This window comes from Okeania sp. (assembly GCF_035285525.1).
In the GTDB taxonomy this organism is placed as follows: Bacteria; Cyanobacteriota; Cyanobacteriia; order Cyanobacteriales; family Microcoleaceae; genus Trichodesmium.
Window position 1 is genome coordinate 24,619 of sequence record NZ_JAYKGW010000123.1, and the last position, 12,254, is coordinate 36,872.

Sequence of the window (12,254 nt, forward strand, 5' to 3'; positions counted from 1 at the left end):
AAGAATCATCAAAGTGATAGTTTACCCCTATCTTGCCTCGTAAGTATTCAGCTATTAGCTGTCAGCTCAAGCGCAATAAAAACCTCAAGCTTAAGGAGACTACTGAAACGAATATAGACTTAATATCATGTCTGGTTGAATAATTAGACTTTGGTGAAAGGAATCCAGAATCCAGAAGCCAGAAGCCAGAAGCTTTTATGAGATTTCTATCTTTATTTTATACACGCTCCGATGCTACCGGACATCATATAAAAACTGACTTTTGTAGTAATTTTCGTTCTAAAATGAAAAAGCTTTGATCACAAACTAAAAGCACTTTTCTGATAGCTAATAGCTGACGGCTGAATGCGAGCGCATTCCGGAGGAAATGCTTACCTTGCCTCTTGCTCAAAATCCTGCAATGCATATTTTTCGGGAACCGTACTGAAATTAGTTAAAATCTGATACTTTATTAGTATCTGCAAAAGTTGAAACCAATGCCAGTAAAAACTTTAATAAATAATTCAGCCAACCCTAATTACCTCTTTTTCTCTATGAATGGAACTGAATGCTTACCAACTCTCTAACTTTAAATAAAAATTATGATGGAATTTGATAATAAACCCTTAAAGAAAAATCAAAATAATTGGCAACATCAATTAGATAAATTTGTGAGAGCTAATCAAACAGAATTAGCTGCTTTAGCATGGGGGTTAAATTTAGAAAAAGGAGAAACTGATGAAACAATTGGAATTGATTTAAAAGGAACACCAAAATTTGTATATTGTTCAAAAGCAGCTATAGAAAAATTCAACCAAAATGTTGATGGTAAAATTCAAGAAATTTTAGGTTTAATAGATAGTTATCAACCAGAATTAGAAGTATTAATGATTGCTATTGGTGATAGTCAAATTAAATTAGTTTACTTCCAACCAGAAATATCTCCACCTAATTCTTTTGAACAATTAAATCAGAATGTTGATGGTTTATTAGAAACATTAGAAACAAGATTGAACGCATCTATTTTCTTGAACTTAGTGGAGTAGGATAATAGTAGGGGCGAATACCATTCGCCCTTATAAAGATTTTGCATACAACATCCATACGAGTGCATATCAATATTTACCAAAATACTTTTTTTCTATTGCCTATTGCCTCCATATCTATTGCCTAAAAGCGACAATTTTTTTGCTTTCTTAATGCATTGATATTTACCAAAAAATGAGGTATAAAGCCTCCCCTTTTAAAGGGATGAAAAAATATTTAACACGGTTCCCGAGAAATCAGTATTTCAAGCCTTCGAGTTTAGTCTGAGGTTCACTCTCTACTGATAACTGAAATGACCCCTCCATAGAGAGAAGTAAAGAGAGTGCATCTCATATCTGCCAAAATACTTTTTTCTTCCATACATATTCTTTTGAAACCTGTTCCCTGTTCCCGCTTAAGTGTTCCCTAAAACGCTAAGTTTTGGGCTTTATTCATGCATTGAGATGCACCCAGTAAAGATAATTAGGGCTTGCTGATTAAATATCACTCGCATTGACAGATAAATTCACTATTTTAGATAAAATATTCCACTAATGAACTTAGACTTTTCCCAAAATTAAAAATAAAATCAATTTTTATCAATAGACATCTCCACAAATAGAAAACTCAATCAATTATCGGACAGAAATAATCTATTTTTTCCGCCTACTCCCTACTTCCTACTCCCCACTCCCTGGTTCAAAAGATATAGACTTTACAAGTTATGGAGACTAGCTTACAATCAATAAAAACTTCAACTCCTTAATTTAATTAACTATGTCCAAAAAGAAAAAGAATGGAAGCGAAACTCCTGTAGAAAAAAATCTTAGGGACTCACAATACTACTTTAATAGAGAATTTAGTTGGTTAGAGTTTAACCGGAGGGTTTTATCTGAAGGTTTAGACTCCCGTACTCCCCTATTAGAACGCTTAAAATTTTTAGGAATTTTTAGTTCTAATTTAGATGAATATTTCATGGTTAGAGTAGCAGTTTTAAAAAGACAAATAGAAACTCAAGTAAATAAATTGACCCCTGACGGTCAAACTCCCCAAAAACAACTTGATGGAATTAATCAAAGACTATTACCAATGGTTTCTTTACAACACCAATTCTTTGAGGAAAACTTACGACCAGAATTAGAAAAAAATGGCATCTTTATCCTCAATTATATAGACTTAAATAAAGAACAAAAAATATATCTAAAAAACTATTTTGCAGAACATATATTTCCTGTACTGACACCTCTAGCTATTGATGCTAGTCATCCTTTTCCTTATTTATCTAATCTCAGTTTTAACTTAGCAGTAATTCTGAAAAATCCAGATACTCAAGAAGATTTATTAGCCAGAATTAAAGTTCCCAAAATATTGCCTCGCTTTTTGCTTTTACCAGAAAAATTACAAGTAAAAGAAAACGCTCAAACTATAAATTGGATGGGAGTTCCTCTCGAACAAGTTATTGCTCACAATTTGGGTTCTTTGTTTCTGGGTATGGATATTCAAGAGTATCATCTATTTCGGATTACTCGTGATGGTGACTTAGCAGTGCAAGAAGATGAGGGTGATGACTTACTGTTAGTGATAGAAAAAGAACTCCGAAAACGGCGTATCGGTGGTAATGTAGTCAGAATGGAAATTAATCCCACAATGCCACCTAAATTGAAAAAGATATTAATGGAAAAGCTGGAGTTGTCAGAAAAAGATGTCTATACAGTAGATGGATTACTCGATCTTAAAGATTTAATGTCATTCTTGGGGTTGCCATTGCCTCATCTAAAAGACCCAATTTGCACATCTGCTATGCCACCACGGTTGCGAAATTACAGTAATGAGATCGCAAATGATGACCTGAATGAGAAAAATGGAATTGACTTTTTTGAAGTAATTCGTCACAAAGATTTATTGGTACATCATCCATATCATTCTTTTGTGAACACAGTAGAAGGTTTCATTACTCAAGCAGCATACGATCCTGATGTATTAGCGATTAAGATGACTCTATACCGCACTTCTGGAGATTCGCCTATTATTAATGCTTTGATTGCATCAGCAGAAAATGGCAAACAAGTAGCAGTATTGGTAGAGTTGAAGGCAAGATTTGATGAAGAAAATAATATTCAATGGGCGCGGAAGTTAGAACAATCTGGGGTTCATGTGGTCTATGGTTTAGTCGGTCTCAAGACTCATACTAAAATTGTGATGGTGGTGCGTCAGGAGGAAGATAAAATCCGTCGCTATGTTCATATTGGCACTGGTAACTATAATTCTAAAACGGCTAAATTTTATACTGATTTAGGTTTGTTGAGTTGTCGTTCCGAGTTGGGAGCAGATTTAGCAGATTTGTTTAATTTCTTGACGGGGTATTCTCGGCAGAAGTCTTATCGGAAGTTATTGATTGCACCTGTGAATATGCGCGATCGCTTTATCCAAGTAATTCGTCGGGAAATTGAGAATTGCAAAAATGGTAATACTGGTCGTATCGTGGCCAAGATGAATTCTTTGGTAGACCAGGAAATTATTGCTAATTTGTATGCAGCATCTCAAGCAGGGGTGAAAATTGATTTGATTATCCGTGGTATTTGTTGTTTGCGTCCGGGTTTGAAGGATATTAGTGAAAATATTAAGGTGATAAGTATTATCGGCCGTTATTTAGAACATTCTCGGATTTTCTATTTCTACAATAATGGTAAGGAGGAGGTGTATATTGGTTCTGCTGACTGGATGCCTCGTAATCTTAATCGTCGGGTTGAAGCTATTACACCTGTGGAAGATCCGGATATTGTGAAAGAGTTGCAAGAGATTATGGGAATTTTGTTATCTGACAACCGCCAAGCTTGGGATTTGCAAGCGGACGGTCAGTATATTCAGCGTCGTCCTAGCGATCATTCTCCAGAACTTGCTTGTCATCGAATTTTGATGGAAAGTGTAAATCATTGAAATAGGGAGTAGGGAGTAGGGAGTAGGAGGAAAATAGTCACGGGAAGCGATCGCTACTGGTGAGGGAGAAACCGGGTTTCTGAGTCAGGGAAAGAATTTACTATACTCATGCTATACTCAAATTTATCAAAAAAAGGTGATTGACAATGGTTAAAAAAATTGCCGTATTCAACCATAAAGCAGGAGTTGGTAAAACCACAACTGCATTTAATTTAGGCTGGATGTTGACTGAAAAGGGTAAAACAGTGATCCTTGCTCATACCGATCCACAGTGCAATCTAACTGGAATAATTTTAGGGGAGGGAACAGAGTATAACGAAAGTAGAATAGAAGCAATTTACAAGATAGGTTCAAAATTATAGTGAATAAGATGAATAGTAATTCTTGGCTTGAGGATGAAATTAGAAAAAGTCTTGGATATAAAAGTTTTCAGCGACTAGATAAAATAGCTGATGCAATCAGACTTATTTCAGATCAAAAATTATGGGATGAAGTTGGCGCTCAAATGGGTAAACCTAAGCCAGAAGATATCAAACAAATCAAAGAACAGCTTAGTTGGATAGTAGATCGTAGAGATCAAATAGCCCACGAAGTTGATATAGAGCCTGACTATTATAATAAAGGAGAGCGTTTGCCTATAGATGAAAATATGGTTAATGATACAGTAGATTTTATTGACCAGGTTGTTAATAGTATTCATCAGGTTTTATAAGCCTAAAGTTGGGAAGCGATCGCCTCCCAACTACTCCCCAAATAACTTCCCTACCGAAACTTCCAGTCTAATGATATTCGGCAACTGTACACTTGGCAATGGTCATAGTCATAGCGATAGCGATCTCTCCTTTGATTTGATAGTTTTATGTGATAGCAGTTTTTAGGTCAATGAACCACATAGAAAAAATGATAACTCAGTAGGGACGTTTCGCTGCACGACATGTTTGCGGATCATTCCGGAACGGAAAACGCATTTTTGTTATGCAACGTCCCTACAGTTTTTTTTCACAATTCATTTAGGATTGCTATTATAAACTGCATAAATATTTGTTATAAATTATAGCAGTAAAGAATATTATTTCTCAGCCTAAAATTGGTTTTTTTCTATTCCCTATTCCCTTAACTAATAACTGAAATGACTACTAGAAAATGTCCTAAATGTGAAACTAAATTTAAACTTCCTGACCTATCTTTTCCTTTCATATTGCCACCAACAGATCATGATTATGAATGGGTAGACAGTAGTGAAACACTTACTTGTCCTCATTGTAATTCTATTCTAATAGTATGGGCTAGGCAATATATTTATGAAGACAAAATAGAAATTGGTGAATTAAAATTATTAAAAGATGGAAAGGAAAATAAAAAGAAGAAAAAAAAAGGAAATAATAAGGGTTAGAGAAGAATTTGAAAAACTTTCTTTTAATAACTGAATTTGATATAAATGGAAATTATTAATAAAAAAATAATTGATTTTATTGATGAATAGAGTTATAGTAATTATAAATGAATTGGTGACAAAAAACTGTAGGAGTTTGGTCTCCAAACCCTCTATCATTAATGGGATTTGGAAACCAAGCCCCTAGGATAAAATCTTCAAAGATTATATAAAATCCGGTTGAAAAGTCGTCCCTATCGACGACAGGAAGCAATCTCAGGTGTTGAAGAGATTGCTACTTTCTACTCCGTTCCAGTCCCTGGGAACTTGGGTATATTAATTATGGGGATTTTATATTACTTAAAAATTTTCAATTTTGACTTAAAAAATAATGTCTAATCCTTTTCTTTCTCTCAATTATGAACCTGCTATTCAAACTTTAGGTAATGACTATTATGATGAAGTTCTTGCTGCTGAATTTCCCGAACATATTTTGCGATTTCGTAATGATAAATTACTCCCGAAAATAGGACTAAATTATCAAGATATTAAAGATGAACATTTTATTGAAGCTTTTGGTAAATTTCATTGTGTCGGACCTTTTTTAGCTCTACGTTATCATGGTTATCAATTTGGTACATATAATCCTAATTTAGGAGATGGTAGGGGTTTTCTTTATGGGCAAGTCCGAGGAATAGATGGTGAATTATATGATTTTGGGACTAAGGGTTCCGGTAGAACTCCTTATTCTCGGACTGCTGATGGTAAACTTACTCTTAAAGGTGGAGTCCGGGAGGTTTTAGCTGCGGAAATGTTGCACCGTCATGGGGTTCGGACTTCCCGATGTCTGAGTTTGATTGAAACTGGGGAGGGATTATGGCGTGGGGATGAACCTTCTCCTACTCGCTCGTCAGTGATGGTGCGTTTTAGTCGTTCTCATATCCGGTTTGGTACTTTTGAAAGGTTGCATTTTTTTAAGCGTTCCGATTTAACGAAAAAGTTATTAGACCATGTAATTGATTGTTATTATCCTCATCTGAAAGAAGAGAATAATTGCTATTTTTTATTCTATTTGGAGTTGATAGAAAGAGTTGCTAAATTAGCAGCTCAATGGATGACTGCGGGATTTTGTCATGCTGTATTAAATACAGATAATATGTCAATTACCGGGGAAAGTTTTGATTACGGTCCTTATGCTTTTATTCCCACTTATGATCCTAATTTTACAGCAGCTTACTTTGATTATTCTGGTCTTTATCGTTACAGTCATCAGCCATTAGTTTGTAAATCAAATTTATATCTACTTCAAGAACCATTAGCAGCAATTATTGAGCGGGAGAAAATGAGAACTGCTTTAGACAAATTTGATAATCTTTATCTACAAGAATATCGGCAATTAATGATGAAAAGATTAGGGTTTGAACAGTTGTCAGAAGTAGATGCAGAAAAGTTACTTCAGCTAACCATAAAAATGCTGAAAGATTCTCAGGTTGGATACCACGATTTCTTTTTAAAATTGAGACAAAAATTTTCTCCTCAATGGCGTGATGATATTAATCAAATTTTGGCTAATTTTGAACAGCCCGAATTAATCGAGCCGTGGCGACAATATTATTATCATCTTTTGCAGAATTATTCAGATAATGAATTAAAAGAAATGGGAAAAATATTACAAAAATATAATCCGCAACAAAGTTTAATTAGACCTATAATTGAATCAGTTTGGGAACCAATTATGCAAGAGGATAATTGGCAACCATTTTATGATTTATTAGAGCGAATATATGATTAAAGAAAGAGAAGTTACAGCAGATTCCATATTGCTGAGGTATACCCACACAAACTTTCCGGCTCCCACTGAAAGGATTTAATTATTAAATCTGTACTTCTTATGCTTGAAATCTCCTGTATCAGAACTAAAGCCATGAACGCTATTGGTAGTGCATTGTTTCACCTTAAATGGTGCAATAGCTGTAGGTTACAAAAATGTTTCTCCCCTACTCCCCTACTCCCCTACTCCCCTATTTCCTAATGCACCATTTTAGATGAAACAGTCCAGTAGGGTGTGTTTCGCTAGGGGAGATGGAAAGCGGAGCATTCCCTATACGAAAAAGCGTGCTTAGTAACGCACCAACAGTCTAGATCTCTTCAGAAAAGACGAAGCAGGGAGCAGGTAGAAAGAATTGATAACTTCTGTACGATAATTGATTTTACTTTTTATTATTGGAGATGTCTTTTAAGGACGTTGTATGCAAAGTCTTCTATAGAACCCCTAACCCTATCTTTACAAAGGTGTGTTTTTTTGCCTAAAGAATTAATTCAGGAGTGAGAGAAATAGAATAGGGAAAAATCTAGAATTAGAGCCTTATATTCACCATCTCCCCATCTCCCCAACTAATTTTAGAGACGCGTTTAGGGGTTATATATATAGTGCCTTATTGTTATGTTCTTGTGCTAACTAAGGTTTACCAGCAAATTTAGAAGCAGTTAAAGAACCGTCACTTTCAATAGTTATGGGTTTCCAAGCTGCACGTTTATAGGGTTGAATTTCTGGAGGAATATTAGTCATTGTATCTTGATAGAGTTCGCTGGCATCAATACGAATCATTTTCTTCCTTTTGACTTTTAAATTTTGAATTCTGTAAAACGGTGTTTTGAGCTATCAAATCATAAGGCATGACTTTTGAATGCATGAATGCATGAATTCCGTGAAACGGCACTATAAATCCTGATGACGAACCCACTCAGAACGGCGATACCCCCGCTTGAGATGGGTTTTAAAGCGAACGCCACTGTTGTAAGTTTCCCGGAGAGCCTGAATAGCAGTGCGCAACTTGGGTAGTACCTCCTTAAACTGCTTAAAGGGAATCAAAATAGCAAAATAGTCGTTGTCAGACAGACGAATAATCAGCTTGAGCTTAATAGTATCGACTTCAGTGGCAAAGTCAAATTTATCTTCCTTGGCAATTTTACGCACCTGAGCCAAGATAGCTTGTATTTTCAAGTCTTTCTGTTTTTGGCGCTTGGCAGCTTGAGCTTTTTGCTGCTGAACCCGCTGCAAAAATGCCTGGGTTACAGCAACCACTTCACCAATGTCTGAAACGGCGACATCTGATCGCTGTACTCCTAAGTCTACCCAGAGCTGTTGCTCCGGAGTCCAGAACAAATGTAAATGGGTATGCTCTTGATACCAGCGATCGCTTGATTCTTCGAGGAGAAGACAACAACAGAAGTTCTCTTTGGTGGGCTGGCCTCTGCTCATTCCCCCTTGGAAATAAGTGTAACAGCAACAGTTATCATTCCGCTTGGCGCCAGGGAGATGTTCAACTCGCGCCAAGAACTCTTCCGCCAACTCTTGGGCTTGTTCGCGGTTAACGCTGAGGGGTTTCTCCCCCGATATATTTTCCTGGAGGAACTTGTACAAAGTTCGTGATGTGATAGACATAAGATCAATGACCTTCTTTAGCTAACATTTGACGACAACAGAAATCACTGCCTCGCACTACTGGTTTATATTTAGATGTCCTTGGATCATAGAACATCTTTCAAACACAGTTTAGGCGCATCAATTTTTTGACGGTTATTTCAGGTAGCAAAAGTTTGGATATATAGAACCCCTAACCGGATTTATAAAATTAGCTGGGGAAATTGTGGAATGGGGCTATTTTTCTACCTTTTTCCCCTCCACGGTCGGGGTTAGGGGTAGGTTGACTCCTGACTTCCTTATGCTGTCTCCTTTGCGAAAAATACGCACAGGGTGCAAAGACACGGTTAGGGCTTCTATAGGGTAATTAAATCTAGATTTCATAATTATGAGTATAAAAATTTTTAAAAGTATAACATATTTATTGAAACAAAGTCAACTAAAAAGTCCCCCTTTTAGGACGAAGCTTTAGATTCAGTTTTTCGGTAATGCCCCTAGCAGTGGGGATACTATCGCTACTCAGATGTTACTGGAGAAAATATTTAACTTAACTCGTCATCAGAAATGACACCCAACTCTCGCAGTTTTGCCACCAAGCGCTCATTTAGTTTTTTAGCTTCGGTAGCCAGTTGTTCGGCCTTGATACCTCGTTGTTTAGCTACTGCTAATATAGAATCCGGTTACAAGTGTATATGTTCATAATCAGGACTTACGCATAATGAGGGAGTTTTAGGCATTTGAGATTGCTTTTCTGAGGTCATGATCCACATTCATGTCGCGGAGCGTTAACGGGCGTTATGGGAAGCGCAGGCGACAGTGTTTTGCGCTTCGCTTGCGCTGGGAGTCGCGCCATGACAAAATTGCGTTGCTTTGCGAAAGTCCTGATACTATTAAAACTACCCTGCCACAAACCTAGACTCAGTTCTACTTCCGGAAGCAACAAACGTCCTTCATTCAACTCTATTTTTTGGTAGCGATCGCCAGTAGCAGCAGCTATTCCAGTTGCTAAAAATGTTCGTCTATTTATTCTGAATTTTCGGGTATTTGGTTCTGAGTTTTCTGTGGTTTTTTGGTTATGGTTTGGCTCGTTCATTTGTTTTAGATCAGGACTTACACGGGAGGCACTATATATAGAGTCTGGCTCAGTTACGAGATAGGCTTTTTCGTATAGGGAATGCTCCGCTTTCCATGTCGCGTAGCGTTGCGGAACGCAAAACGCTGCAGATAGCGTCCATGGGTAAGTCCTATAGATATTATTTATAGAAACCTAACTGTATCTTTACCGAAAAATTAATACAGGACTTACACGGGAGTCACTATATATAGAGTCTGGCTCAGTTACGAGATAGGCTTTTTCGTATAGGGAATGCTCCGCTTTCCATGTCGCGTAGCGTTTCGGCACTTGAGCCGACATATAAAGCGGAGCTTTGCGGAACGCAAAACGGACTCTACAGATAGCGTTAATGCGTAAGTCCTATAATAATTAAATAATTCGCGCCTTGAAGCCTCCCCTTTCAAGGGAAAAAAATTTATTTTTTCCTTTCATTCAATCCTATCCATTTTAGGGAGAGGTAATTATCAATTATCCATTATTGAAGCACTCCTAGAAATAGCCTGTTGTTCAAGAATCTGTAACTCCTGATATAATTAATCCATCAACAAAAACACTAATAACTGATAACTAAAATGACCTTACCTAATGGCCCAGCTCTCTCACCATTACAACGAAGAATAAGGACATGGAAGTTTGTTTTTGATCCCTTATCTGCTATAGAAGAGCGATACTCTGAATATGGAGATATTTTTACAACCAATACTAATTCCTCGTTTCCTTTGATCTATTTCTGTAACCCAAAAGCCATTCAACAAATTTTTACTGCTGACCCCGATACCTTTATTTCAGGGAGCAGTAATAGGATTTTGGGAAATTTGGTAGGTAGAAATTCTCTGCTGCTCCAAGACGGCGATCGCCACCAACGACAAAGAAAATTATTAATGCCACCTTTTCATGGCGATCAAATGCGCAACTATGGAGACTTAATTTATAATGTTACTTCTGACGTTATGAGTCAGTGGAAAATAAATAAACCTTTTGCGATCCGTAAGTCAACCCAAGAAATATCTCTCAAAGTCATTCTTGTTACTGTATTTGGTTTAAATCAAGGACAACGTTATGAAAAACTTAGACTTCTTATGTCTGATGTTCTTGACTCTACGAGTTCTCCTCTCAGTTCTACTTTGCTGTTCTTCAACTTCCTGCAACAAGACTTGGGTCCCTGGAGTCCGTGGGGGAGATTTTTGCGGAAAAGAGAAAAACTCCACGACCTAGTGCTTGCAGAAATTGAAATTGCTAGAAAAGAAGGGAATCATCGTGATGATATTCTCAGTTTATTACTAGAAGCGCGTGATGAAGCAGGCGATCCCATGAGTGATGAAGAAATTAAGGATGAACTGCTAACAATGCTTTTGGCTGGTCACGAAACTACTGCATCAGCTTTAGCATGGGCATTATATTGGATTGATAAAATCCCATCAGTGCGGGAAAAGCTGAGATCAGAGTTAGGAAATGTTCGTGATAAATCGGACAAAGTTGCTATTACCAAACTTCCCTACCTCAGTGCTGTTTGTCAAGAAACTCTACGCATTTATCCCATTGCGATCAATGGTTTTCCTAGAATTGTTCAGAAACCTGTCGAAATTATGGGTTATCAACTGGAACCGGGAATGGTAGCAATAGTGCCTATTTATCTGACTCATCATCGGGAAGATATTTATCCAGAACCTAAAAAGTTTAAACCAGAACGTTTTCTGGAGAGACAATTTTCACCTTATGAATATTTACCATTTGGAGGGGGGAGTCGTCGTTGTATAGGTTCAGCTTTTGCTTTATTTGAAATGAAATTAGTATTGGCGACTATTTTATCACAGTATGAACTTAAATTAGTTTCCGATAAACCAATAAAACCTGTTCGGAGGGGTGTGACAATGGCGCCTCCAGCAAATATGCAGATGTTTGTAAAACATCAGATTAAGGCGATGGGGTGATAGGGTGATAGGGTGATATCAAATTCGGTAGTATCGCTATAAAAAGTGCAGAGACTGGGTTGGTTTTTAAATGCTCCACCGTATAATATAGACAGGACTAAAGCCATGAACGGTATTAGTAGGGTGTGTTTTGCGTTCCGCAAAGCTCCGCTTTATATGTCGGCTCAAGCGCCGAAACGCTACGCGACATCTAAAGCGTATAACGCACAACGCACTATAGTACCTTTGCGTAAGTCCTGATAGAATCAGCATAATCGTTATACCCAAGTCCGCATGGAAAAAAGTTAAATAATCAGGACTTACGCAAGGACACTATATATAGTGTTAACAAAGCTAGACGATCACTAGTTGATTTTTGATGCGATCGCCTCATATTACTAACCCTATCTCTATCCATAAAAACTCAAATAACTGTAAATTTAATTGCTGGGTATTTGAGTTCAGATACTAGATAGTTAGATAACAATTGAT

The 12,254-nt window shown here is 37.0% G+C and carries 10 protein-coding genes; 7 read left to right on the forward strand and 3 right to left on the reverse strand.

All coding sequences use genetic code 11. From position 1 onward, the window contains the following. The first annotated feature begins 581 nt into the window (after nt 1-581). The 6 genes from ccmS (at nt 582) to VKJ25_RS11715 (ending at nt 7,106) form a co-directional block, all read left to right on the forward strand. The gene (gene ccmS, locus VKJ25_RS11690) at nt 582-1,025 is read left to right on the forward strand and encodes a beta-carboxysome assembly chaperone CcmS (RefSeq protein ID WP_324236807.1); all 444 of its coding nucleotides are present in this window, start codon (nt 582-584) and stop codon (nt 1,023-1,025) included. Nucleotides 1,026-1,782: 757 nt separating this feature from the next. After that, a complete protein-coding gene (gene ppk1 / locus VKJ25_RS11695; protein WP_324236808.1) occupies nt 1,783-3,942 on the forward strand; it encodes a polyphosphate kinase 1 in 2,160 nt (719 codons plus the stop codon). A gap of 146 nt (nt 3,943-4,088) precedes the next feature. Next, entirely contained in the window at nt 4,089-4,304 is a 216-nt protein-coding gene (locus VKJ25_RS11700) for a ParA family protein (RefSeq protein WP_324236809.1), read from the forward strand. Nucleotides 4,305-4,312: 8 nt separating this feature from the next. Further along, nucleotides 4,313-4,654, forward strand: a complete 342-nt coding sequence (locus VKJ25_RS11705) for a hypothetical protein (protein ID WP_324236810.1) — start codon at nt 4,313-4,315, stop codon at nt 4,652-4,654. A gap of 417 nt (nt 4,655-5,071) precedes the next feature. Beyond that, nucleotides 5,072-5,335, forward strand: a complete 264-nt coding sequence (locus VKJ25_RS11710; RefSeq protein ID WP_324236811.1) for a hypothetical protein — start codon at nt 5,072-5,074, stop codon at nt 5,333-5,335. A gap of 370 nt (nt 5,336-5,705) precedes the next feature. Further along, nucleotides 5,706-7,106, forward strand: coding sequence for a protein adenylyltransferase SelO (locus tag VKJ25_RS11715; protein WP_324236812.1), 1,401 nt, complete (start codon nt 5,706-5,708; stop codon nt 7,104-7,106). Between the two features lie 666 nt (nt 7,107-7,772). Here the strand turns inward: VKJ25_RS11715 and VKJ25_RS11720 are convergent. The 3 genes from VKJ25_RS11720 to VKJ25_RS11730 all read right to left on the reverse strand — a co-directional run bounded on the left by VKJ25_RS11720 (nt 7,773) and on the right by VKJ25_RS11730 (nt 9,831). Next, nucleotides 7,773-7,922: a hypothetical protein gene (locus tag VKJ25_RS11720; RefSeq protein WP_324236813.1), complete on the reverse strand. Its 150-nt coding sequence runs from the start codon at nt 7,920-7,922 to the stop codon at nt 7,773-7,775. 111 nt (nt 7,923-8,033) lie between these two features. Then, a complete protein-coding gene (locus VKJ25_RS11725) occupies nt 8,034-8,576 on the reverse strand; it encodes a hypothetical protein (RefSeq protein ID WP_324236814.1) in 543 nt (180 codons plus the stop codon). 919 nt (nt 8,577-9,495) lie between these two features. Beyond that, on the reverse strand, nt 9,496-9,831 hold the full coding sequence (locus VKJ25_RS11730) for a hypothetical protein (RefSeq protein ID WP_324236815.1): 336 nt from the start codon (nt 9,829-9,831) through the stop codon (nt 9,496-9,498). Between the two features lie 593 nt (nt 9,832-10,424). On the opposite strand from VKJ25_RS11730, the gene VKJ25_RS11735 reads away from it, so the two are divergent. Beyond that, nucleotides 10,425-11,783 carry a cytochrome P450 gene (locus tag VKJ25_RS11735; RefSeq protein WP_324236816.1) on the forward strand — a complete coding sequence of 453 codons (1,359 nt, stop codon included), beginning with the start codon at nt 10,425-10,427 and terminating at the stop codon, nt 11,781-11,783. The last annotated feature ends 471 nt before the right edge of the window (nt 11,784-12,254 follow it).